24 protein-coding genes and 1 tRNA gene are annotated in these 22,890 nt (G+C 68.6%); 13 read left to right on the forward strand and 12 right to left on the reverse strand.

Annotation, left to right across the window (positions count from 1 at the left end; genetic code table 11):
* Window positions 1–72 precede the first annotated feature (72 nt).
* A complete protein-coding gene (locus tag BLW75_RS22865; RefSeq protein WP_034309837.1) occupies window positions 73–897 on the reverse strand; it encodes an SDR family NAD(P)-dependent oxidoreductase in 825 nt (274 codons plus the stop codon).
* Between the two features lie 145 nt (window positions 898–1,042).
* Between BLW75_RS22865 and BLW75_RS22870 the strand changes: the two genes are divergently transcribed.
* Window positions 1,043–1,795: a trypsin-like serine peptidase gene (locus BLW75_RS22870; RefSeq protein WP_034309834.1), complete on the forward strand. Its 753-nt coding sequence runs from the start codon at window positions 1,043–1,045 to the stop codon at window positions 1,793–1,795.
* A gap of 7 nt (window positions 1,796–1,802) precedes the next feature.
* The gene (locus tag BLW75_RS22875; protein ID WP_005149665.1) at window positions 1,803–2,021 is read left to right on the forward strand and encodes an RNA-binding S4 domain-containing protein; all 219 of its coding nucleotides are present in this window, start codon (window positions 1,803–1,805) and stop codon (window positions 2,019–2,021) included.
* A gap of 85 nt (window positions 2,022–2,106) precedes the next feature.
* Here the strand turns inward: BLW75_RS22875 and BLW75_RS22880 are convergent, their stop codons facing one another.
* A complete protein-coding gene (locus BLW75_RS22880; RefSeq protein WP_241783489.1) occupies window positions 2,107–3,051 on the reverse strand; it encodes an Ldh family oxidoreductase in 945 nt (314 codons plus the stop codon).
* A gap of 113 nt (window positions 3,052–3,164) precedes the next feature.
* On the opposite strand from BLW75_RS22880, the gene BLW75_RS22885 reads away from it, so the two are divergent.
* From BLW75_RS22885 to BLW75_RS22895, 3 genes are all read left to right on the forward strand, one after another.
* A complete protein-coding gene (locus BLW75_RS22885; protein WP_034309927.1) occupies window positions 3,165–3,452 on the forward strand; it encodes a DUF2277 domain-containing protein in 288 nt (95 codons plus the stop codon).
* A 23-nt stretch (window positions 3,453–3,475) separates the two neighbouring features.
* Window positions 3,476–3,838, forward strand: coding sequence for a DUF4190 domain-containing protein (locus BLW75_RS22890; RefSeq protein WP_034309829.1), 363 nt, complete (start codon window positions 3,476–3,478; stop codon window positions 3,836–3,838).
* 44 nt (window positions 3,839–3,882) lie between these two features.
* A tRNA-Ser gene (locus tag BLW75_RS22895) sits at window positions 3,883–3,971 on the forward strand.
* A 49-nt stretch (window positions 3,972–4,020) separates the two neighbouring features.
* Here BLW75_RS22895 and BLW75_RS22900 read toward each other — a convergent pair.
* Window positions 4,021–5,787 (reverse strand): RICIN domain-containing protein, encoded by a 1,767-nt coding sequence (locus BLW75_RS22900; RefSeq protein WP_034309827.1) that lies wholly within the window; start codon window positions 5,785–5,787, stop codon window positions 4,021–4,023.
* A gap of 102 nt (window positions 5,788–5,889) precedes the next feature.
* Here BLW75_RS22900 and BLW75_RS22905 point away from each other — a divergent pair, with 102 nt between their 5' ends.
* Together BLW75_RS22905 and BLW75_RS22910 are read left to right on the forward strand one after the other, a co-directional pair.
* Window positions 5,890–6,297: a YciI family protein gene (locus BLW75_RS22905; protein WP_034309826.1), complete on the forward strand. Its 408-nt coding sequence runs from the start codon at window positions 5,890–5,892 to the stop codon at window positions 6,295–6,297.
* Window positions 6,294–7,448: an RNA polymerase sigma factor gene (locus BLW75_RS22910; protein WP_034309824.1), complete on the forward strand. Its 1,155-nt coding sequence runs from the start codon at window positions 6,294–6,296 to the stop codon at window positions 7,446–7,448. Before BLW75_RS22905 ends, BLW75_RS22910 begins: the two co-directional genes overlap by 4 nt.
* On the opposite strand, the gene BLW75_RS22915 is transcribed toward BLW75_RS22910, so the two are convergent.
* A complete protein-coding gene (locus BLW75_RS22915; RefSeq protein WP_034309821.1) occupies window positions 7,438–7,941 on the reverse strand; it encodes a MarR family winged helix-turn-helix transcriptional regulator in 504 nt (167 codons plus the stop codon). The two genes, BLW75_RS22910 and BLW75_RS22915, sit on opposite strands and share 11 nt — an antisense overlap.
* A 538-nt stretch (window positions 7,942–8,479) precedes the next feature.
* Here BLW75_RS22915 and ypfJ point away from each other — a divergent pair.
* Complete coding sequence (gene ypfJ, locus BLW75_RS22920; protein ID WP_034309818.1) at window positions 8,480–9,394, forward strand: KPN_02809 family neutral zinc metallopeptidase; 915 nt, start codon at window positions 8,480–8,482, stop codon at window positions 9,392–9,394.
* A gap of 4 nt (window positions 9,395–9,398) precedes the next feature.
* Here ypfJ and BLW75_RS22925 read toward each other — a convergent pair whose 3' ends face one another.
* The 3 genes from BLW75_RS22925 to BLW75_RS22935 form a co-directional block, all read right to left on the reverse strand.
* Window positions 9,399–9,980, reverse strand: coding sequence for a dihydrofolate reductase family protein (locus BLW75_RS22925; protein WP_034309815.1), 582 nt, complete (start codon window positions 9,978–9,980; stop codon window positions 9,399–9,401).
* A 65-nt stretch (window positions 9,981–10,045) separates the two neighbouring features.
* The gene (locus BLW75_RS22930) at window positions 10,046–10,867 is read right to left on the reverse strand and encodes an AraC family transcriptional regulator (RefSeq protein WP_034309926.1); all 822 of its coding nucleotides are present in this window, start codon (window positions 10,865–10,867) and stop codon (window positions 10,046–10,048) included.
* A gap of 85 nt (window positions 10,868–10,952) precedes the next feature.
* A complete protein-coding gene (locus BLW75_RS22935; protein WP_198935705.1) occupies window positions 10,953–12,494 on the reverse strand; it encodes a M28 family peptidase in 1,542 nt (513 codons plus the stop codon).
* Between the two features lie 80 nt (window positions 12,495–12,574).
* On the opposite strand from BLW75_RS22935, the gene BLW75_RS22940 reads away from it, so the two are divergent.
* Window positions 12,575–13,552, forward strand: a complete 978-nt coding sequence (locus BLW75_RS22940) for an NAD(P)H-quinone oxidoreductase (protein ID WP_034309812.1) — start codon at window positions 12,575–12,577, stop codon at window positions 13,550–13,552.
* 51 nt (window positions 13,553–13,603) lie between these two features.
* Here BLW75_RS22940 and BLW75_RS22945 read toward each other — a convergent pair whose 3' ends face one another.
* Window positions 13,604–14,803 (reverse strand): cysteine desulfurase-like protein, encoded by a 1,200-nt coding sequence (locus BLW75_RS22945; RefSeq protein WP_034309809.1) that lies wholly within the window; start codon window positions 14,801–14,803, stop codon window positions 13,604–13,606.
* 134 nt (window positions 14,804–14,937) lie between these two features.
* On the opposite strand from BLW75_RS22945, the gene BLW75_RS22950 reads away from it, so the two are divergent.
* Window positions 14,938–15,543, forward strand: coding sequence for a bacterial proteasome activator family protein (locus BLW75_RS22950; RefSeq protein ID WP_034309807.1), 606 nt, complete (start codon window positions 14,938–14,940; stop codon window positions 15,541–15,543).
* A 6-nt stretch (window positions 15,544–15,549) separates the two neighbouring features.
* Here the strand turns inward: BLW75_RS22950 and BLW75_RS22955 are convergent, their stop codons facing one another.
* Entirely contained in the window at window positions 15,550–16,710 is a 1,161-nt protein-coding gene (locus BLW75_RS22955; RefSeq protein WP_034309804.1) for an epoxide hydrolase family protein, read from the reverse strand.
* Window positions 16,711–16,764: 54 nt separating this feature from the next.
* Window positions 16,765–18,006, reverse strand: a complete 1,242-nt coding sequence (locus BLW75_RS22960) for a polysaccharide pyruvyl transferase family protein (RefSeq protein WP_091598152.1) — start codon at window positions 18,004–18,006, stop codon at window positions 16,765–16,767.
* Between the two features lie 105 nt (window positions 18,007–18,111).
* Here BLW75_RS22960 and wzm point away from each other — a divergent pair, with 105 nt between their 5' ends.
* From wzm to glfT1, 3 genes are read left to right on the forward strand one after another with little or no spacing between them, the layout of a single operon-like run.
* Complete coding sequence (wzm, locus tag BLW75_RS22965) at window positions 18,112–19,065, forward strand: galactan export ABC transporter permease subunit Wzm/RfbD (RefSeq protein WP_034309802.1); 954 nt, start codon at window positions 18,112–18,114, stop codon at window positions 19,063–19,065.
* A gap of 3 nt (window positions 19,066–19,068) precedes the next feature.
* Window positions 19,069–19,893, forward strand: a complete 825-nt coding sequence (gene wzt / locus BLW75_RS22970) for a galactan export ABC transporter ATP-binding subunit Wzt/RfbE (protein ID WP_034309798.1) — start codon at window positions 19,069–19,071, stop codon at window positions 19,891–19,893.
* Window positions 19,890–20,798: a galactofuranosyltransferase GlfT1 gene (glfT1, locus tag BLW75_RS22975; protein ID WP_034309796.1), complete on the forward strand. Its 909-nt coding sequence runs from the start codon at window positions 19,890–19,892 to the stop codon at window positions 20,796–20,798. Before wzt ends, glfT1 begins: the two co-directional genes overlap by 4 nt.
* A gap of 52 nt (window positions 20,799–20,850) precedes the next feature.
* On the opposite strand, the gene BLW75_RS22980 is transcribed toward glfT1, so the two are convergent.
* Window positions 20,851–22,320: a hypothetical protein gene (locus BLW75_RS22980; protein WP_034309794.1), complete on the reverse strand. Its 1,470-nt coding sequence runs from the start codon at window positions 22,318–22,320 to the stop codon at window positions 20,851–20,853.
* A gap of 12 nt (window positions 22,321–22,332) precedes the next feature.
* Window positions 22,333–22,884 (reverse strand): DUF3558 family protein, encoded by a 552-nt coding sequence (locus BLW75_RS22985; RefSeq protein WP_034309792.1) that lies wholly within the window; start codon window positions 22,882–22,884, stop codon window positions 22,333–22,335.
* Between the last annotated feature and the right edge of the window lie 6 nt (window positions 22,885–22,890).

The following is a 22,890-nucleotide window of genomic DNA, read 5'->3' on the forward strand; positions in this document are numbered from 1 at the left end:
CCGACGCCGCCGTAAGTAACGCACCCCGATCGAGTTATCCCGAGCCATCCGGAGCACGGAGCGTTACTCCGTTCAGAGCCGCTTCATTCCCATGCGCCCCAGCAGGGCGAGTGGCCGCTGGTAAAAAGAGCCGAGCACACGGGGAATCGCGTCGATGGCATACGCGTCCGGGCCGATCAGGATGCGCGCCGTCCCCCGTTCGATACCGCGCACGATGGTCTGTGCCGCCTTCTCCGGCGTCGTCCTCGCGATCTTTTCGAATCCTTCGGCCGCTTTGTCGATGTCCCGCTCGACGCCGCCTCGCGCGTCACGGGCGATATTCGTCTTGATGCCGCCGGGATGCACGCAGCTGACCTTGACCGGATGCCGGGCGATCAGCATTTCCTGCCGCAGCGCCTCGGTGAACCCCCGCACCCCGAATTTCGCCGCGTTGTATGCACTCTGCGTGGGCACGCCGATGAAGCCGAACACACTCGAAAGGTTGACGATATGCCCGTCACCCGAGGCGATCACCTGCGGCAGAAAAGCCTTCGTGCCGTTGACCACGCCGCCGAGATTGATCCCCATCAGCCAGTCGTAGTCGTCCCAGGTCATTTCCTCGACCGTGGCCCCGAGCGCGACCCCGGCGTTGTTCACCACGACGTTGGCGCCGCCGAAATCGACGGCGACCTCCTCGGCGTGCGCGAGGACGGCGTCACGGTCGGCGACGTCGAGTGCGTACGCCTTCGCGGTCGCGCCCGCCTTCTCGCACTCCGCAACGGTGCTCGCCGCACGGACGGCGTCGACATCGGACAGCGCCAGCCTGGCGCCCCGCCCCGCCAGTTCGATCGCGAGCGCCTTGCCGATCCCCGAGCCCGCGCCCGTGATCACCACGACCTTGTCCGTGAACGACTTCATACCCGCTCCAACCCGCTCGACTGTTACCGGAGGTAACACATACTACGGCTGTGAGCTTGCTGTGCGTTGATCGATTCGGGCTGTGTTCGCGTACCACTTATGGTGATCTGGAACCCGACGGCCGTGGACGAGCGAAAGGAAGGCGATGCGCCGCGCCCTGTTGCTCGTGCTCTGTGTCGTTCTGTCCGGTTGTTCCGCTGCGCCGGATCCTGCCGCGACCGCGGGCGGCGCGACCGTGGCGGCCACCCCCGGTGCTCCTCGGACCAATCCGGCGATCGGCGCGCTCTTCCTCGACGGAACGCATTTCTGCACGGCCAGCGTCGTCCACAGCGCCCCCGGGGACCTCCTGCTCACGGCGGCGCATTGCCTCCACGACGGCGAAGGCGGCGAATACGCGACAGGGATCACGTTCGCGCCCGGCTATCACGACGGCGTCGCGCCCTACGGGTATTGGGACGTCTCGGATCCGCAGGTTCCCGACGGCTGGGCCGAGTCCTCCGATCCGGACCTCGACGTCGGCTTCGCGACCGCCCGTCAGGCGGGCACCGCGAAGACCCTCGAAAGCGTCACCGGCGCCAACACGCTGCTCACCGGCGGCGGATTCGCCCATACGATCACCCTGACCGGCTATCCCGACGAACAGGAGGCGCCGGTCGTCTGCCACGGCTCAAGCGCCCAGGCCGACACCTACCAGATGCGCGTCGCGTGCCCCGGCTTCACGACCGGCACCAGCGGCGGCCCGTGGGTGGTCGGTGCCGACCCCCAGACCGAACTCGGCACCGTCGTCGGCGTGATCGGCGGTTACCTGTACGGCGGGGACGATCCGGACACGTCCTACAGCAGCTACTTCGACACCGACGTCGCCACCTTGTACCGGAAGATGGACGCCCGGGGATGATCTCCCCATGAGCATCCACGACGTCCCGATCACCGGCGAGCCGATCCGCCTCGGCCAGTTCCTCAAACTGGCCAACCTGGCCGAAGACGGTTCGCACGCCAAAGACCTCCTCGACGCCGAAGAGGTCACGGTCAACGGCGAGGTGGAGGTCCGGCGCGGGCGTCAGCTGACGAACGGCGACGTCGTGGAGGTCGGCGGCGAAGGCGGCCGCGTCGTCTTGGCCTAGCGGTCCCGTGCCTCTCGCGTGATTGAACGGACGACACGCGTGATTGAACGGACGACACGGCCGCGGCTGGGCCGAGCACGCGAAACTAGCGGCCCTGCAACGGCGCCAGGCGCAACGCCCTCGCGAGGTCTTCGAGTTCGCGGTGCACCGGCTCGTTCAGCGGGACACCGAGCGCCTGGCACTGTTCGAGGTACTGCGCCTCACGCCAGCCCGGATAGCGGACCGGGGTGCCGCCCTCCCAGCCGAGCAGGCTGCCGAACAGCGCGCTGGCCGCCTTGTAGAACCCGTCGGCGCTGCGGAGCGTCGTCGGCGCGATGGCCATCACCATCAGCCCGGTGTCGTGATCGTGGTCGCCGACGCCCGACAGCACCCCGGCGAAGATCTCCACCAACAGCGCGAAGCCGGCGACGGCGGCGCTATCGACATCCGCGAGGGTGTCCAGGTCGAGAACGAATTCGGGGTACGCGCCCGCGGGAGCGGCCATGCCCAGTGGGTTCGCGGCCTTCCCGAGCTCACCGCCCGCCGCCATGACGAGCCCGATCATGGTGTGCGGCAACGCCCTCGCCGCATGATGCCCGGCACGGCCGAACGGACCGACACCGCGGACCGACATGAGCCCGACGCCGTACCGGCCCGCCCGGGACACCGCCCGGTCCATCGCGTCGCCCACGGCCCACAGCCCGGGCGCGCGGCGGTAGTCGATCAGGGCCGCGGCGCCGCGGTCGGCGATCATCAGCGGTTCGGCCCTCGGCCGCACCGTGCCGTCGACCAGCATCGGCAGATGCAGCCGGGTCAGTTCGGCGACACCGGACTCCGGCGTTCCGGTGAGATCGCCGTGGCACAACGCCTCGGCGGCCATCCTGGCGCGCGACCACGGCAGATCGTGGGCGGTGAAGATCTCGGTGACCAGGTCGATCAGGGCGTCGATCGGGACGCGCTGCCAGACCTGTTCCGGGATCGGGGAGGGTTCGGCCGGTTCGGGGATCGGCTCGACGGGTGCGCGGCGAAGAGAACGGGGTCTGAGGGGCACTCCGCCGAGGGTGCCCAACCGCGTTTTTCGGCGTCAACGAACCGAGGCAGCTTCTAACCGACTGTGTGATCGAAGCACTCGGAAACGTCGGTGGGCGGACGTACCATCGGGCCATGTGCCGGAACATCACGACGCTTCGAGGGCTTGAGCCGGCGGCGACGCCGGACGAGATCGAGGCCGCCGCCCGCCAGTACGTCCGCAAGGTGTCCGGGGTGCAGAGCCTGTCCGACGCCACCCGCGAGCCCTTCGAGGCCGCCGTCGCCGAGATCACCGAGATCACCCGGCGGCTGCTGACCGAACTGCCCGCACGCCGTCAGCCGCCGGCGACGGTGCCACCGTTGCGCCGTCCCGAGGTCCAGGCGCGAATCGCGGCGAAGGCCGCGAAGAGCCAAGCTTCCTGAACTCGGGCGGTTACGGTGAGCGGGTGACATACCCGCAAGACCCCTACGGTCACCAGCAGCCCTACGGCCAGCAACCTCCGTACGGGCAGCCGTACCAGCAGCCGGGCTATGGGTACGGCCCGCCGCAACCGCCGCAGGAGCAGGGCCTGGCGATCGCGGCGCTGGTCGTGTCGATCGCCAGCCTGGTCGCCTGCAGCGGCCTGCCGTCGATCGCGGGCGTCATCATGGGGCATATCGCGCATTCCAAGGCCAAACGCGGGGAAGCGGGCGGTCAGGGGATGGCGCTCGCGGCGATCATCATCGGCTACATCGGCGTCGCCATCATCGTCCTGCTCCTGGCGGGCTTCATCTTCGTGGGAATCCTGACCGACTGGGACTTCGACTAGATCCGAAGCATTACAACAAAAGCCAGTCGGATACCCTCGACAGCGGTAGCGTGTCCGAGCGGCCGAAGGAACATGTCTTGAAAACATGCGAGGGCTCTGTCCTCCGTGGGTTCGAATCCCACCGCTACCGCCAGTCTTGAAACCGAAGCTCCCCAGGCCCGCGGGCCTGGGGAGCTTCGCGTTCACGCGGGCACGAGAGCCCAGACGGTCTCATCGCTGCGGCCGCCGTGGAAGGGCCGCTGCTCCAGGATCGAGGCCGTCCCGTTGTTGACCTGCCGCACCGCCAGCAGGCTGGCCCGGTTCACCAGCCCGTAGCGCATGTCGGCGCTGCGGAGCAGCTTCCATTGCTGGTTGGTGGCCGAACCGCAGTGCGTCTGTTCCAGGAGCGCGCCCTCCGCGGTACTGCCGGAGACCGGCCGCAGGCACTGACCGCTGCGCTCGTTGGAGATCTTCCAGTACCCGCCGCCCGCGTCGGCGAGCCGCCACTTCTGGCCGTTGTCGTTCTGCCGCGCGACGTGGGTGATCTTCGCGCCCGCCGACGACGAACCGTCGACGACCGCCGCGCTGTTGCCGTTGGTGGCGACCGTCAGGTAGTACTTCGTGCCCGCCTTCGGGCCGGGGTCGGCGACGGGGTTCAGCGTCCATTGCTGATTGGCCGCCCCGGTGTAGGGCTGCTGGACCAACGGGGCCGGATACGCGCCGCCGTCGGTGATCGCGTAGCCGGTCAGGTAGTTGAAGATCGCCACCTTGCCGTTGCCGAGCGGCTGGAACGCCCACCGCATGCCGTTCTGACCGTTGCAGTTGTACTGGAGGATCTGCGTACCCGGCGCCGTCCCGCTCTGCGCGCTGTCGGCGCACAGCTGGCTGTTGGCGTTGACGAGCTGCAATCCCGTGTTGTACCCGAGGATCCACTTCTGGCTCATGGAGTCGTTGCGCGGCCGGTGGCTGAGATTGACGAGGCCGCCGGTCGACGAACCCACGACGTCGATGGCGTCACCGTTCGCGCCGGTGATGACGTAGGTCTTGCCGCCCCGCGCGTGGCCGTCGTCGTTGTCGGGGGTGTCCTTCTTGATCAGGAAGGCGCTGTTGGCGACGTTCCAGTGGGTGGCGAGCCAGCTGCCGGGGGCCGGGTTCGTGCTGAAGTAGTCGTCGTTGCCGCAGTCCAGCAGCCGATCGAAATCGCGTTCCGTGCAGTCGAAGGACTGGGTGTCGCCGTAACACATCAGGTCCCATTCCTGGGAGCAGTGGCCGCCACCCTGGTAGTGCGGGGCGCCCGGCAGGACGGCGCCGAGCATGTGGCCCAGTTCGTGGGCGGCGGCGTTGACACCCCAGCACGGGACGGCGATCTCCGTGTAGTGCCTGCCGTTGTTGAAGGCGTTGGCAGGACCGGGCTGGTCGTCGCTGTCGCCCCACGTGCCGGCACAGGTGTGCGGGTTGTCGGAGAACAGCATGTAGTCGCGGTCGGCGTTGAAGAAACCGGCCTGGATGGCGCGGTCGCGGATGGCACCGGACAGATACGTGCCGTCGGGCACCACGAGGTTCGCGACGGCGACCTGACAGCCCGCGCCCGCGGTCGTCACGTACCGGAGGTGCCTGCTGGCGCCTGTCGCCGCGGCGCTGTCGTTGAACGCGTCGTCGATCCCGGACGCGTAGGCGCGCAGAGACGGCACCACGGTCGTGTACCGGTCGGGCTGACCGGCCTCACGGACGTAGACCAGCTCGACGCGTTTGCCGGATACCCCGTCGCCCTCGCAGACCACCGGATTGGCGGCGACCTGCGCCTGAGCGACGGCGGGAGCGAGCGGCGCCACGGGGGCGGCGCCGGGTGGCAGTGGATGGCTGTGGTCCTTGGCGACGGAAACCGCGAATTTGTCGGAGGCCGCGGCCTCCCCGACGAGCAAACCACCAAGGAGACCGACTATGACCAGCAGCCGTTTCGCCTGGAACAAGGGCTCTTCCTTTCGCGAGAGAGGAACGCGACAAGAACGCTAGAGGTCGGAGGTATAGACCACCAGGCAGAAGGACCGGCAGACTGCCGTTACCCTTCCGGCATGCCCAAGTATCTGCTGCTCAAGCACTACCGCGGCGCTCCGGCGGCGGTCAACGACGTGCCGATGGACCACTGGGCCCCGGACGAGATCACGGCGCACATGAACTACATGAAGGACTTCGCCGCCCGCCTCGTCGAGACCGGCGAGTTCGTCCAGGAGCAGGCTCTCGCCCCCGAAGGCACCTTCGTCCGGTACGACGGCGAGGGCAAGCCGCCGGTCACCGACGGCCCCTTCGCCGAGACCAAGGACCTCATCGCCGGCTTCATGGTGATCGACGTCGACAGCTACGAGCGGGCACTCGAACTGGCGGGCGAGCTGTCGGCCGCACCGGGAGCGGGCGGGAAGCCGATCCATGAATGGCTCGAAGTGCGCCCGGTCCTGGGCGAGCAGCTCGTCATCACGGAGTGAGCGCCGAACCGGACGAGGCCCTGCTCCGTAGCCTCACGCCGAACGTCCTCGGAATCCTCGTCCGCCGAGGCGCCGACTTCGCGGCGGCCGAGGACGCCGTGCAGGAAGCGCTGATCGAAGCCGTCCGCGTCTGGCCCGGCGACCGGCCGAAGGACCCGAAAGGCTGGCTCGTCACCGTCGCGTGGCGCAAATTCCTCGACATGGCCCGGTCGGACGCCGCCCGTCGCCGGCGCGAGGACCTCGTCGACGACGAGCCCGCTCCCGGGCCCGTCCCCGAGGCGGACGACACGCTGCAGCTCTACTTCCTGTGCGCCCACCCGTCGCTGACGCCGTCTTCGGCGGTCGCGCTCACCCTTCGCGCCGTCGGCGGGCTGACCACCCGCCAGATCGCCGAGGCGTATCTGGTGCCCGAAGCGACCATGGCGCAGCGCATCAGCCGGGCCAAGCGCACCGTCTCAGGTGTGCGTTTCGACCAGGCGGGCGACGTCGCCACCGTGCTCCGCGTGCTCTACCTGGTGTTCAACGAGGGCTACTCCGGCGACGTCGACCTCGCCGCCGAAGCCATCCGGCTCACCCGCCGTCTCTCGGCCTCGATCGACCATCCCGAGGTCGCGGGCCTGCTCGCCCTCATGCTGCTCCACCACGCCCGGCGCGCCGCGCGGACGGCTCCCGGCGGCGAGCTGGTGCCACTCGCCGAACAGGACCGCGGAGACTGGGACACGCGCCTGATCGCCGAGGGCGTCGAGATCCTTCAGGCGGCCTTGGCCCGTGACCGGCTGGGCGAGTTCCAGGCGCAGGCCGCCATCGCGGCACTCCACGCCGACGCGCCCACCGCCGAAGAGACCGACTGGGTGCAGATCGTCGAGTGGTACGACGAACTCGTGCGGCTGACCGGCAGCCCGGTCGTCCGGCTCAACCGCGCGGTGGCCGTCGGCGAGGCGGACGGACCGCGCGCGGGCCTGGCCGCGCTCGCGGAACTGGACGACTCGCTGCCCCGGTACGCGGCGGTGGCGGCGTACCTGCACGAGCGCGACGGCGACCTGACGACGGCGGCGCGGCTGTACGGCGAGGCCGCCGCCAAGGCGGTCAACCTGGCCGAGCGCGCGCACCTGACCCGTCAGGCCGCGCGGCTCGACTCCCTCAAGAAGTGACCGGCGGCAGACGCGGAAGGCCGTCGATCTCCGACAGGTGATCCAGCACCCGCCCGAAGGCCTGACCCAGCACCTGCTGCTCTTCGGGGCTCAGCAGGTCGATCAGATGCTCCCGGACCCCCTCGACATGCGTCGGCGCGGCGCCCTCCAGCAGTTCCGCGCCACTTTCCGTCATCTCCGCGACGACACCGCGTTTGTCCGCCGGGTCGCGCGTGCGGCGGATGAGACCGTCGGCCTCCAGCCGGACCATCTGGTGCGAAAGCCTGCTCTTGGTCGAGCCGAGCATGCTCGCCAGCTCCGTCATCCGCATCCGCCGGTCGGGCTGGAGCGAAAGGCAGACCAGGACCTCGTAATCGGCGAGGGTGACTTCGTGGCGCTCGGAGAGTTCGCGATGCAGACGCTGCCGCAGCCGCATGGTGGCGACGATGTACGAGCGCCAAGCCACCATCTCGGACTCGGACAGCCAGCGCACTTCCTTCTGCTCCACCGCCATCCACGCAGCGTAGAGCGTTGATCGCACAAGGCGCATACCCGCCGGTCACTTTTCGGCCGTGAAAAACCCGGCGGGACATTCGCCCGAAGGAGGGTCACGAAAAGGTTGAGACTCGGCGCGAAAAGGCGCATTCTGCTTGTCAGCGGATGGTCGGGCAAGTAACGGGCGATCTCCTCGAAGGGTCGCCGACCTGCTCCCCAGCCGGGAAGGGTCAGGTGGTGGTATGGCGGGTGATTCTCGCGGTTGACCGCCTGCTGTGTCCCCGCGACCGGAACGGAAAGGACCGGGTCGGTCGCGACTGTGAACAGCGATGAGCGCGGGCATCTCAAGATGCGCTCGACAATTCTCGCGCATTCGGCGTCACTCCGGCCTGTTTCGGGTTCGCGGCCTCTTCGACCGCCTCGGCAGTGCCCGGCGCCGGCCCGGTGATCGCGGCCAACCGGCGATCGGAACAAGACAACCTCGGTAGTTCTGGGTGCGGCGCCCGCGGGTGGCCGCACCCAGGCGTATCCGGGGTCTTCCGGTTACGCTTTCCCCCGTGCGATTCGACGAAGGCGCGGGACTGGACACCTCCGAGGTCGAGGATCTGCGCGGCGGCGGTGGTGGCGGTATCGGCGGCCGGGTGGCACTCGGCGGCGGCGGGCTCGGCGTGGTCGGCCTCGTCATCTACTTCCTGCTCTCCCAGTTCGGCGGCGTGAGCCTAAGCCCGTCTTCGGGCAGCCTCGGCGGTGTGGGCACCGGACAGCAGATGGACAACACGTCGCTGTCGCAGGAGTGCAAGACCGGCGCGGACGCGAACCGGAACCACGACTGCGCGATCGTCGGCTTCATCAACTCGATCCAGGACTACTGGGGGCAGGAGTTCCAGCGGTCCGGGTCGACCTACCGCAAGGCCGTCACCAACTTCTTCAACGGGGGCGTGAACACCGCCTGCGGCAGCGCGACTTCGGACGTCGGGCCCTTCTACTGCCCTGGCGACTCCGAGGTCTACATCGACCTCGCCTTCTTCAACGAACTCCGCACCCGGTTCGGCGCACAGGGCGGGCCTTTCGCGGAGGCGTACGTGCTGGCCCACGAATACGGGCACCACGTGCAGAACCTCACCGGAGTGTCCAAAAAGGGCACCGGGAGCGGGCCGACATCCGGTTCCGTGCGGCTGGAACTGCAGGCCGACTGCTATGCCGGTGTCTGGGCGAACCACGCCACGACCACCCCGACCGAATCCGGGCGGCCGCTGATCACCGGGGTCACCCAGGGGGACATCGACTCCGCGCTGGACACCGCTTCGCGGATCGGTGACGACTACATCCAGTCGAAGCTCGGCGGTGGCCGGGTCGACGAGTCGAAGTTCAGCCACGGCACTTCGGCGCAGCGGAAGAAGTGGTTCACCACCGGCTTCGAGACCGGCGAGCCTGCCCGGTGCGACACCTTCGCGGCCAGGAGCCTGGGCTGAGACCTCAACGCCGCACCCGATAACGCAGGTGCAGCACCCGGTCGCCCTGGAGCACCACGTCGGGATCCTCCAGCAGGTGCTGCGCCTTGACCGACCCGAAGTAGCGCTTGCCGGACCCGAACACCACGGGAACGACGTCCATACGCACCTCGTCGACGAGGCCCGCGGCCAGCGCCTGGCCGCCGACGTCGCCGGCGGCGACCTCGACCACGCGGTCACCCGCGAGCTCCCGCGCCTTGGCCACGGCCGCCTCGACGCCGTCGACGAAGTGGAACGGCGCCGCGGGGTCCCAGCCCTCGGGCGCCGGGCGGTGCGTCACGACGACCACGTGGTCGATCCCGCTCGGCGGATTCCCGTCCCAGCCGTCGGTCAGGTCGAAGACGTGACGGCCGGCGATCGTCACCCCGATCTCGTCCCAGTACGGCCGGGTGTAGTCGTAGGAGGTCTGCGACACCTTGAGCGCACCGCTCTCGTCCAACGGGACGTCACCGCCGGTCAGCCAATCGAACAACGGTCCGGGCTGGTCGCTCTCGTCCGCGATGAAGCCGTCCACCGACACCGAGGCGTACATGACCACCTTGCCCACGGGCTCTCCTCTGCTTGGGGGTGCCCCGAAACTAGCGGCTCGCGAGCCGTCGCTCTTGTAAGAAATCAATCGGCGGGCAGCGGCCAGCCGTCCAGCGCGTGGCCGGGATGTTCCCGCAGGAAGCGCCGCCGGACTTCGAGATACCGGGTCGGCGTGAGCCCGGTGAACTCACGGAACTCGTGGCCGAAGTGGGCCTGGTCGAAATAACCGGCCTCGCCGGCGAGGGCGCCCCAATCGACCGGCCCGGCGGGGTCGATCGCGAACACGGTGGCGGTGAGGCGGTACGTGCGGGCCAGCCGCTTCGGCGTGACGCCGACGAGCTGCTTGAACCGTTGTGCCAGATGAGTGCTGCTGACCCCGGCCGCGGCGCTCAGGCCGCCGATCGCCACCGCACCACCGGTCGCGGCGAGAACGCCGCTCGTATGGCGGACCAGCCCCAGTCCGGCGGTCTCGCGCAGCCGACGCATCAGCTCCTCTTCGAGCAGCGTCAGCATCTCGTGCGGTCCGTCCGCCGTGGCCAGCCGGTCTCGCAGTTCGGCGACGGCGGGCCTGCCCCAAACCTGCTCCAGGGTCACCGGCCGGTCGCACAGCTCGGCCGCGGGCATCGGCAGGAACTGCGCCGGACCCCACGGTTTGAAGTGCACGCCCACCGACCGTGTCCCGGGCGGATAGCCGAACTCCAGCGCGCGGGTGGGCGTGGTGACCACGCAGCCGTCGGCGTACTCGGCCGCCTCGATTTCGGCACCGGCGCGGATACGGAACGGCGGCCCGAGGTTGACGATGAGGAACGCCCCGGGCATCGGCGGCAACGTCAGCCGGGCGTACGGCGGCGCGCCCGCCAGGTGGTAGAGGTCGTCGATCAGCCCGTCCAGCGGCGGCCGCGGCACTCTGGACACGTACTCCACGCCCACAGCATCGCCGAAGCCCCCTTCCTCGCGCCAGACGCGGGGAAGGGGGCTTCAAGTACTCCGATCAGGCGGCGACGTGGTGGTCGTCAGCGTGGACCGAAGCCGTCAGGCTCCGCTGCTGCGACCGCTCGGCCGCACGAAGCTCCCGCGCCTTCGCGGCCTTGGCGCCCGAGACACCGTTGATGTTCTCGGTGCTGGTCGCGTACACGCCCAGCGCCCAGGCGACGGCGTCGGAGTTGCGGTCGAGCGCGACGCGGTCGACGTTGCCGAGGTTGTCGCAGGCCTGGTGGTAGCACTTGTCGTAAGGAACGTTGGCGCTACCGCCCCATTTGGCGGCCTGTGCGGCGGTCTTCACGCCTTCGGCACCGGTGAACAGGCCACCGGCCGGGATACCGGCGCGAATGAAGCCCTGGTAGTCCGAGCGACCGGTGAAGTCCGTGCCCTCGACCGGGACGCCCTTGCCGAGCTGCAGGTAGTCGACCAAGGTCTTTTCGAGCTGACCCGAGCCGTACGGGCCCGCGCCCTCGCCGACACCGTCGGAGTTGTCACCGTCGTAGGCGAAGTACGCCGCGTTCGGCGAACCGATCATGTCGTAGTTGTAGTAGAGCGCGATGTCGAGCTGCTGCTCGAAGGTCAGCGAGTTGACGTAGTGCGTCGAGCCGACGAGCCCGAACTCCTCGGCGCTCCACCAGCCGAAGCGGACGGCGTTGTTGGCCTTGGGCTTGCTGCCGAGCTGCAGCGCGGTCTCCAGCAGCGCGGCGGAACCCGTGCCGTTGTCGTTGATGCCGGGGCCCTCGGTGACGCTGTCGAGGTGGGCGCCGAGCATCACGACGTTGTCCTTGCGGCCGGTCTTGGTCTCGGCGAGGACGTTGTAGCTGGTCCGCGCCTCCTGGAAGGCACGCAGGTCGAGGGTGACCGAGGCCCCTGCCTTGGTGGCGAGCGCCTGGCCGTCGGCCTGGGTGATGCCACCGGTCGGGATCTTGCCCGCGGCCGGGTCGCCCAGGGTGCCGTTGACCGGGCCCGGGACGTTGTTGTAGACGATCGCGCCGAGCGCGCCCGCCTCGGCGGCCGTCGCCTGCTTCTGCGCGAAGGAGCAGCCACCGCGCTGGATCAGGGCGATCTTGCCGGCGACTCCGCCCGCGTAGTCGGCCGCTTCGCAACCACTGGTGTCGTCGACCGGGACCACCGCGAGCGGCGCGGTGATTCCCCCCGCCGGCGTCGACGGGCTGTAGGACATGATGATGACCGGGACGTCGGCGCCCGCGACCGTCAGTTTCTCCGCGAGGGTCTCCGCGTAGGTGAAGGGGAACTCCTGCCGCGTGACCGCGAAGCCCGCCTGCTCCAGCTTCGTGGCGATGTACTCAGCGGATCGCTTGTGCCCCTCGGTGCTGGCGGCACGGCGGCCACCGGTCGCGTCCGAGATCCGCTGGAAGGCGATCAGGTGCCGGTTGACGTTGTTCACGTTCACCTTGTTGACGAGCTGCTTCGCCAGCGCGGGACCGTCGATCCCGGTGGTGGCCGTCGCAGCCGGTGCCATTCCGACCGTGAGCGCGGCGGTGGCCGCTACCACGATCGAGGGAACAATGCTTCTTCGCGAATATGACATGGGCGCCACCTTTGTGTGGTTTGCGCCACAGGTCAACCGACGTTCGGCGGACTTTATGACACCGGGATAGGGTCGTTTGTATGTACGCGATCACCATCCGTGAGCCCGGCGATCCCGATGTTCTCGAATGGACGGAGGTCCCCGATCCCGCGGCAGGCGAAGGCGAAGTCGTCATCGAAGTCGCCGCGAGCGCCGTCAACCGCGCTGACCTGCTGCAACGCCAGGGCAACTACCCTCCCCCGCCGGGTGCGAGCGAAATTCTCGGACTCGAATGTTCGGGCACGATCACCGAAATCGGCGAAGGCGTCGAGGGATGGCGAATCGGCGATGAAGTTTGTGCTTTGCTCGCCGGTGGCGGCTATGGGGAAAAGGTCGCTGTCCCGGCAGGACAACTGCTTCCGCTTCCCGCCGAAGTCGAATTGCTCGCGGCCGCCGGACTGCCCGAAGTCGCGTGCACCGTGTGGGCGAATGTGGTGATGCACGCCAAGCTGTCCGAAGGCGAGGTCCTGCTCGTCCACGGCGGCGCGGGCGGCATCGGCACGCACGCGATCCAGGTCGCCAAGGCTCTCGGCGCGACGGTCGCGGTGACGGCGGGTTCGCCAGCCCGGCTGGAGAGCTGCCGCCAGCTCGGCGCCGACATCGCGATCGACTACAAGGAGCAGGACTTCGTCGAGGTCCTGCGCGCCGAGACCGGCGGCGCGGACGTCATCCTCGACAACATGGGCGCCAAGTACCTCGACCGCAACATCGACGCGCTGAAAGCCGACGGCAGGCTGGTGATCATCGGCATGCAGGGCGGGGTCAAGGGCGAGCTGAACATCGGCAAGCTGCTGGGCAAACGCGTGAGCGTGTACGCCGCCGGGCTCCGCTCGCGGCCGCTGGAGCAGAAGGCGGCGATCGTCGCCGACGTCCGCGAGCGGCTGTGGCCGTTGGTGGAGCAGGGTTCGGTGAAACCGATCGTCGGCCAGGTCGTCCCGATGGCCGAAGCCGCTTCGGCACACCGCGCACTCGAAGAAGGCACGGTTTTCGGCAAGGTCCTGCTTGCGGCTAAATCCTGACGAGTCAGGCGCAGCCTGTCCGTTGAGGGTGGCGGCGGGGCGGGGTCCGGGCTAGCGGATCTCTTCCAGCACCCGGACGAGCTGGTTGACCTCGAAGACGTTCGAATAGTGCGCGAGCCCGATGCGGACGGCGCCGCCGACTTCGGCGGCGCCGAGCGACCCGAAGACACCGCTCGTGCCGTCGTCGGCGAAGGCACAGAGCCCTTGGGACGCCAGGTATTCGGCGACCTCGGGCGCCTTCTTGCCCGCGACGGCGAACGCGAGCGCGGGGATCCGGCGCATGGCGTCGCCGATGACCATCACGTGCCGCAGCGAACGCAGTTCCGTGGACAGCTGCGCCAGAAGTCCCGCGTGGTACGACTTCGCCGAACCCAGCGAGGTCACCAGCTTCTCGCGCCGCGAGCCCATCGCGGCGTCGTCCAAACCGGCCAGATAGTCGATCGACGCGATCAGACCGGCCAGCAACGGATACGCGTGCGGCCCCAGCTCCATCCGGGCCGGACCGCGCGCGGCCGGATCGAGCGACACCGACGGCAGGCGTTCGAGCAGCTCGGGATCGCGGAAGACCAGCGCCCCCACCGACGGCCCGCCCCAGGCCTGCGCCGAAACCACCATCACGTCGGCGCCGAGCGCGTTGAGGTCGAGCGGCACGAATGGCGCCGCGTACGTCGCGTCGACGACCACCAGCGCGCCGACCCGTTTGGCGAACTCGATCACCGTCGGGACGTCGGGCCGGGTGCCGACCGAACCGGACGCCAGCGTCACGGCGACGGCCTTGGTGCGCGCGGAAACGAGGTTCTCGTACTGCCAGGCGGGCAGCTCGCAGGTCTCGATGTCGATCTCGCCCCAGCGCACGACCGCACCGACGCGTTTCGCCGCGCGGCGCCACGGCGCGAGGTTGGCCTCCTCGTCGAGCCGGGAGACGACGACCTCGTCGCCGATCGTCCAGCGGTCGGCCATCGCGTCGACGAGACGGCGGATGAGATCGGGCGCGTTGGGGCCGAGCACGACCCCGGCCGGATCGGCGCCGACCAGGTCGGCGACCGCCCGGCGAGCGGCCGTGACAATGCTTTCCGCACGCTGGGAGGCCGGAAACGCTCCACCCGGTCCGGACACCGGAGCGCGCATGGCCGTGGATACGGCCGAAGCGACCTGTTCAGGTACGAGCATTCCGGCGGCGCCGTCGAAGTGAATCCAGCCGTCACCCAGCGCGGGAAACAGCCCACGGATACGAGCGACGTCGAACGCCATGGGGACACCGTACGGACGTGCGGTTTGGCGCTTTACCCGGGGTTGGCTGCCCGAACACGGGGTGCGACGATTCCCGCTACGCTCGGAGACGGCGGCGAAAACCACACTGCGCTCGGCGCCCGACGTAGGCCAGGATGGAGCACATGACCGACCCAGTTTCCCGCGAATCGACCACCCCCGGTGACGGCGGCGGAGACTCCCCACACCATGTGGTGGTCGTCGGTCCCGACGGCACCCCGGTCGGCACCGCACGCATCGCCTCCCCCGGCTCCGACGACGAGTCCGCTCAGGAGGAGTCGCTCGGCGACCTCGTCGAAGAACCCGCCAAGGTGATGCGCATCGGCACGATGATCAAGCAGCTGCTGGAAGAGGTCCGCGCCGCGCCGCTGGACGACGCCAGCCGTAACCGCGTGCGCGAGATCCACCAGACCTCCATCCGCGAGCTGGAGCAGGCGCTGGCGCCGGAGCTGCAGGACGAGCTGGAGCGGCTGGTGCGGCCGTTCACCGAGAACTCGACGCCCTCCGACGCCGAGCTGCGGATCGCGCAGGCGCAGCTGGTCGGCTGGCTGGAAGGGCTGTTCAGCGGTATCCAGACCGCGCTGTTCGCGCAGCAGATGGCCGCGCGGGTGCAGCTGGAGCAGATGCGGCGCGGGCTCCCGGCCGGCCCTTCCGCGGGCGGCGCCGCTTTGGGCGGGCACGGGGCCGGCGGCGAGTCGCACGGGCCGGGCCAGTACCTCTGACCCGGGTCAGCGGAACCGGCGGAAGAACGTCCGCAGGTCGTCGATGAGCAGGTCCGGCACCTCCAGCCCGGGGAAGTGACCCCCGCGGTCCTGAGTGGACCAGTGCACGACGTTGTCGGTGCGCTCGGCGAGGTGCCGGATCGGCAGGCCCGTGTCCTTCGGGAACACGGCCACGCCGGTCGGCACCGTGGACTTCGCAGGCCCCTCACCCCAGGCCGGGCCCAGCGCGGCGTAAATCCGCGAAGACGAGTTCGCCGTGCCGGTGAGCCAGTAGAGCATCACGCTGGTGAGCAGGTCGTCGCGATCGATCGCGTCCTCCGGGACGTCCCGCGAGTCCGAATAGGACTTGAACTTCTCCACCAGCCAGCCGAGCTGCCCGGCCGGTGAGTCGGTGAGCCCATAGGCAAGCGTTTGCGGCTTGGTCGCCTGGATCATCGCGTAACCCAGCTCGCCGGTCTGGAACTCCCGCCCACGCGCCAGCGCCGCCTCTCCGCGCGCGAGTTCCTCACCGGTGAGCCCTTCGAGGTCGGCCTCGGATTCCGGCACCGCGTGCGGCAGCATCGTCAGGTGCGCGCCGATCACCCTCTCGGGGCAGCGGACGCCCACGTCGCGCGACACGATCGCGCCCCAGTCACCGCCGTGCAGCCCGAACCGCTCGTATCCGAGCCGCGACATCAGCACCGTCCAGGCGTCGGCGATCCGGCCGGTGCCCCAGTCGGCGTCGGTCGTCGGCCCCGAGAAGCCGAACCCCGGCAGCGACGGCACGACGACGTGGAACGCGTCCCCCGGGTCGCCGCCGTACGCGCGCGGGTCGGAAAGCGGGCCGACGACGTCGAGGAATTCCACAATGGACCCCGGCCAGTCGTGCGTGAGCACCAGCGGGATCGCGTCCGGCTCCGGAGACCGCGCGTGCAGGAAGTGGACATTCGCGCCGTCGATGTTCGTCAGGAAACCCGGGAACCCGTTGAGGCGCTCCTCGTGAGCGCGCCAGTCGTAGCGGAGCCGCCAGTACTCGGCGAGCTCCTGGAGGTAGGCGAGCGGTGTCCCGAGCCCCCAGCCGACGCCGTCGAGCTCGTCCGGCCAGCGCGTGTTCGCCAGGCGGGCGGCGAGGTCGTCGAGGTCGCGCTGGGGGACGGTGATCGTGAACGGCGTGATCTCATCGGTCATGGGGGCCGACGGTAGAAAGGATCGAGGACAGCTGTGGTCCTCGATCCCGATCGATCAACTGCGAATGAGCCGAGCCCACCGCCTCCGAAGCGGAGTCACCTGAGCTTCCGCGGGGCCGTCCGGCTCCGGTTCGGGACGGACCACGGGCGCGTAGATGGTTTTCGCCAGGTCACGCTTCGCCTTCTTGAAACCGGCCAAGACATCGGGTGCGTATCCACCCGCCTTCGGCCGATCCGGGACCTCGCTCAAGTCCTCCAGCAGGGTCCAGTTCGAACCGAGCGCCGCCAAGGAACGATGCTTCGTCGCGTAGTAGTCGGGGTGGATCGAGACCGCGACCCCCGAAGCACCTCCCGCTGCCGCCAGCATGTGCAGGTGAAACCTGGTGGAGATCCAGGTCTGCCGGGGCGAAACCGGGAGTCCGTGCGTCCAGATGTGCGAAAACGGGTAGAACCGGGCGCCCGGCAATTCCCGCTCGAGGAGCGCGAACACCTCCCTGTCGACGCGCGGAACCCCTTCGACCACGCCGATCTTTTCGGGCGGGATCTTCCAGGACCGCAGCATCGACAGCACCGCGCCGGCCAGCTTGCCGACCCCGACCTCCACCAGGTCGGACTGAAGGCAGAGCATGACCTCGGGAAGGTCCTCGGTCTCCTCGTAGAGATGCGGTCCGATGCCGATGAACGCGTCGTCAAGGCCCACCGGCACGTCCAGCAACTCGGCAGAAGCGTCGTCACGGACTTCCACGATCTCGAACCGGTCGGCCAGCGCACGCAACAACGGCGCGACGTCGTCACAAGCGGGCAACAGCCCCTGCCCCGTCATGGCCGCCCGGCCACCCGAGCGCTCCGCGGCGGCGGCCGCGCCGGCCAGGAGGCCGATCTGCTTGGGCCACAGTTTGTTGATGTAGCCGCCCCCGACGACGTGGATCACGTCGACCGTCGCGAGCAGTTCGATCCCGTGATGCAGCCTGGGCATCATCCCGGGGTTGTGGATGGCTTCCCGGACCCATGCCGCGGCCTGCCACGGGTCCTCGGACGAGGCCTCCCAGCACAGCCGCCACAAGGTGTCCGTGAACTTCGCTCGGGGATGCAGGCCGTCGAGGAGTACGGCGGCGGGACCGGGTGAATGGGTGTCCACCCATACATCCGCGTCAGGGGCCACTTCGGCCAGATGCCGGAGCCAACTCGCGGCAATGAGTTCGTCACCATAGTTGGGGTGACCGACCGGCGCGACCAGGTAATACAGTGCGCGCCGGGCAGGCTTCGAATCCGAAGCCGTTCTGTCGGGGACCGGCATTCGTGCATCGTAACGCCGCACACACCGTTACCGGAGAGGGAGCGGGAAACCTGCTCGGGGCGGGGCGGCCCAGGCACCATCGGCTCCATCGGTACCCTCGTTCCCGTGCATGCCACCAGCACGGTTCACGCCGCCGACGGTGCTGCGCCGACCTCGGTTCCGCCGATTTCGGACAGCAAGACCTTTTCGCGCGCGTTCGCCGACATCAAGACCGGTTTCGCCGCCAGAGAGCTGTGGGGACACCTCGGCTGGCAGGACATCAAGCAGCGCTATCGCCGCTCGGTGATCGGCCCGTTCTGGATCACGATCAGCCAGGGTGTCATCGCGCTCGGCCTGGGGCTGCTGTACTCACAGCTGTTCGGCATGCCGATCGAGACCTTCCTGCCCTACCTCAGCACGGGCTTCATCATCTGGGGCTTCATCAGCGGCTGCCTGTCCGAGGGCATGGAGACCTTCATCTCCAACGAGGGACTGATCAAACAGCTCCCGGCGCCGCTCTCGGTCTACGTGCTGCGCACGGTCTGGCGCCAGACTCTGATGCTGGTGCACAACCTGATCGTCTACGTGATCGTCATCGCGATCTTCTTCAGCGCGCTCAACCACGACTATTCGCTGAACACCGGCAACTGCAATCCGGGTTTCTCCGGCATCTGCCACCCCGGAATCGGCTGGTACTCGCTCACCGCGATCCCAGGCTTCTTCATGCTCGCGTTGAACGCCGGCTGGGTCACCCTGCTGCTGGGCATCATCTCGACCCGCTATCGCGACATCCCGCAGGTGATCAACTCACTCATCCAGCTGCTCTTCTACATGACGCCGATCGTGTGGCCGATCGACCAGCTGCTGGCGGGCGGCGCGCGGGCCGCGACCTCGTGGGCACTGCCGTTCGTGCATGGCAATCCGCTGTTCCACTTCATCCAGATCGTGCGCGCACCACTGATCGGGCAGGAAGTCAGCATCAACAGCTGGTACGTGGTGCTCGGCATCACCGTCGTCGGCTGGGTCCTCGCGCTGGTCGCGATGCGCAATTACCGTTCCCGCGTCTCTTATTGGGTGTGACAGATGGTCAGCATTGATGTGCACAACGCCTACGTCGACTTCCCCATTTTCGACGCGAAGACCCGCTCCATGAAGAAGAAGGTGCTGGGCAAGGTCGGCGGCAAGATCGGCACCGAGACCAAGGTGCCGATCATCGAAGCCCTGCACGACGTGACGCTCCAGCTGCGGGAAGGCGACCGGGTCGGCCTCGTCGGCCACAACGGTGCCGGGAAGTCGACGCTGCTGCGGCTGCTGTCCGGCATCTACGAGCCCACCCGCGGTTCGGCGAAGATCTCCGGCAAGATCGCGCCGGTCTTCGACCTCGGCATCGGCATGGACCCGGAGATCTCCGGGCTGGAGAACATCCTCATCCGCGGCCTGTTCCTCGGGATGACCGCGAAGCAGATGGAAGCCCGCGTCGACGACATCGCGGAGTTCACCGAGCTCGGCGACTACCTGCAGATGCCGCTGCGGACGTACTCGACCGGTATGCGGGTCCGCCTGGCGCTGGGCGTGGTCACCTCGATCGACCCGGAGATCCTGATCCTCGACGAGGGCATCGGCGCGGTCGACGCCGCGTTCCTCAACAAGGCCAAAGATCGGTTGAAGGCGCTGGTGAAGCGATCGGGCATCCTGGTGTTCGCCAGCCACTCGGACGAGTTCCTCTTCGAACTCTGCGACTCCGCCATCTGGATGGACGAGGGACACGTCAAGCAGCGCGGTTCGCTGCGCGACGTGCTGACCGGTTACAAGGGGCGCGACCCGTTCGAGAACATGAGCCAGGAAACGCTGGAGCGGTTCGGCCTCGAGCCCGACCCGGTGGCGACGACGAACGGCGGTCAAGGATGACCAGCGAGACCCGGCAGTTGCCCGAAGGCGCCGTCGTCGGCGTCGTCGTCACGCGCCATCGGCGGGAACTGCTCGCGGACTCGCTCAAGGTGATCGCCGCGCAGACGCGCCCGGTCGACCACCTCGTCGTGGTCGACAACGGGCCGGACAAGTCGGCGCGGGACATCGTCGAGAACTACCCGCTGCCGGTCACGTACCTGCCTTCGCACCGGAACCTCGGCGGCGCGGGCGGGTTCGCGCTCGGCATGCTGCACGCGCTCTCGCTGGGCGCGGACTGGGTCTGGCTGGCCGACGACGACGGCCGCCCCGCCGACGAGAACGTCCTCGCGATCCTCCTGGAGGAGGCCGAGAAGCGGGATCTGGCCGAGATCTCGCCGGTGGTGTCCAATATCGACGCGCCGGACAAGCTCGCGTTCCCGTTGCGGCGCGGGCTGACCTGGAAGCGTTCGTCGTCGGAGCTGGGCGACGACTTCCTGCCGGGGATCGCCTCGCTGATGAACGGCGCGTTGTTCCGCGCGTCCACTTTGGACGTCGTCGGCGTGCCGGATCTGCGGCTGTTCTTCCGCGGCGACGAGGTCGAACTGCACCGGCGCCTGGTGCGGTCCGGGCTGCCGTTCGGCACCTCGCTCAAGACCGCGTACCTGCACCCGGACGGCTCGGACGAGTTCAAGCCGATGCTGGGCGGCCGGTTCCACGCGCAGGACCCGGAGAACGAGGTCAAGCGCTACTACACCTATCGCAACCGCGGATACCTGCTGTCCCAGCCGGGTATGCGCAAGATCGGCGCGCTCGAAGTGGTGCGATTCGGCCTGTACTTCATCGGTGTGAAGCGAGACCCGAAGGCTTTCCTGCAGTGGCTCAAGCTCGTGCGGCAGGGCCGCAAGGAGAAGTTCTACCGCTACTGAGACAAAGCAAAAGGGGCCCCTCGCTCACACGAGGGGCCCCTTTTTCGTACGTCTACTCGCCGATGACCGGCGGAGCGGTGCGCATGTCGGTCCCGAAGACCTCGTCCGGGTCACCCTCGACGAGGTACGTCGGACGCTGGTGCTCGGTGTCCTCGTCCCCGTCCGCCTGCTGACCGCGGCCGCCCATACCGCCGCCCATACCCGGCCCGCCGCGACCGGCGGCGCCACCGCCGAGACCGCCCATACCGCGGCCTGCCGCCGCTTCGGCGGCACCGATCCCGCCGGGGCGGGCCGCGCCGGACGCGGAGCCCGAACCGGGCGTGGAGCCCCCGGCACCGCTGCCGGGACCGAACCCGCTTCCGCCGCCGCCACCACGGCCGGTGCGGCTGTTGTAGTCCGAGTCGCCCATGCCGCCACCCATCATGGGCGGCGCCATCGGCATGGGGCCCATCGGCATCGCGGTGTTGTTGTTGGGGCCGGGGGTGCTGATCGGCGCCGGCGTGTTCTGGAAGCCGGACGGCGTCGTCCCCGACGGGATGCTGCCGGAGCCGGTGCTGCTGCCGGGGCCGGGAAGGTTGGGCGTGCCGTAGCCGCCACCGCCCCCTCCACCACCGCCGCTACCCCCGCCACGGCTGCCGGGCGGGATGTAGGTGTTGCCAGGGTTGCCGGGTCCGGGGTTGTTCGAGCCGGGCGGCAGGTCATATCGCAGATGACGATCGCCGGAAATGTCGCCGCCACCACCCACACCGAACTTCGGCGGCTCGGCGAACGCCGGCTGTTTCGACGCGGCGTCGTACAGCGCCTTGTCGTAGCTGTGCATGGCGGAGGCCGCTTGGGTGTGCGCTTCCTGGCTGTCCTTCTGCTTCTGGATGGACTTGTCGATGTTCTCGCCGAGATTGAACGGGTTCGACGTCATCCACCCCCCGACCTCTTCCTTCCAGTTGAAGGGGATCGGTTTGGGCATCGTGTTCTTCACGGTGGAAGCCGCGGTGCCCTGGTCGTAGATCGTCTCGGACGCGAGCTTGGCGTTCTGGGAGTTGGTCTCGGACCACTTGCTGAGGCTCTTGAAGTACCCCTGCGCGTTGCCCGCCGCGTCGCCTTCCCAGGTGCCCTGCGACGCGGTGACGGCCTGGTCCATCGTCTTCGCGAAGGAGTCGAAGGCCTTGTGGATCTCGTGGTAGGCGGTCGAGACGTCGGCGACCTGTTCGACGTTCAGGTTGCTGTTGACGAACTGTTCGAGCTTCTCGTGGTCGTAGCCCTGGTAGTCCGCGTTCGACGGCTCCAGGCCCTCGACGTACTGGACGTCCTTGTTCTTGGTCAGCTGGTCGACGTTCTTGTCGCCGACCTCCTGCGACTGCTGGTGGGCCTTCCCGGAGGCGATGAACCGATTGACCGCGCCGAACAGCCAGCCGTCGCTGGGGTCGACACCCTCTTCGGCCTTCTGCTGGAAGTACGCGTCCCGTGCCGCGGGAGAAAGGTCGGAGACCTGCTTCTCGCTCAGGTTCGGTGTCTTCGTGTTCATCCTGATTCCCCCTTAGCCCTTCGGAAGCTTCGGTTCGACGGTATCGGCGACCTTCTCGGCGACCTCGCAGGCCTGCTTCGGGTCGATGGCGTCCACGAGGACGTCGGCCCGCGCCGAAGCGGTGAGTTCGAGTGCCATCAAGCAGCCGGACGGCGGTTTCGGCACGAGCACGGCTTTGCGCCCGTTCACGTTCCCGGTGGTCTTGCCGTTCCCGCCGTCGTTGACGCTGTCGATGTTCTGCGTGTCACGGAGGTCGACGGAGACGGTCAGGCTGTCCGAGGCGCTCGCCGCCTCCTTGGTGAACTGGCAGGCGCGGGCTCCGCCTTCGTTCAGCGTCACCGGAGCCTTGAACGTCCCGTAGGACGAGAGATCGGCCGCGCTGAGGAGGGAGCACGGATCGATCGACTTGGTGTCGCCACCGCCGGTGGCGGGCGCCGAGCTGGACGCGCCGGTCTGGGCGGGTGGCGCCGAGGGTGCCGGGCTCGCGCTCCCGGGCTTCTCGCTGGAGCACGCGGCCAATACCAGGGCGGCCGCGGCGAGCGGCAGCACACAGAGTTTCTTCATCGTCCC

The sequence above is a fragment of the Amycolatopsis lurida genome, assembly GCF_900105055.1.
In the GTDB taxonomy this organism is placed as follows: domain Bacteria; phylum Actinomycetota; class Actinomycetes; order Mycobacteriales; family Pseudonocardiaceae; genus Amycolatopsis; species Amycolatopsis lurida.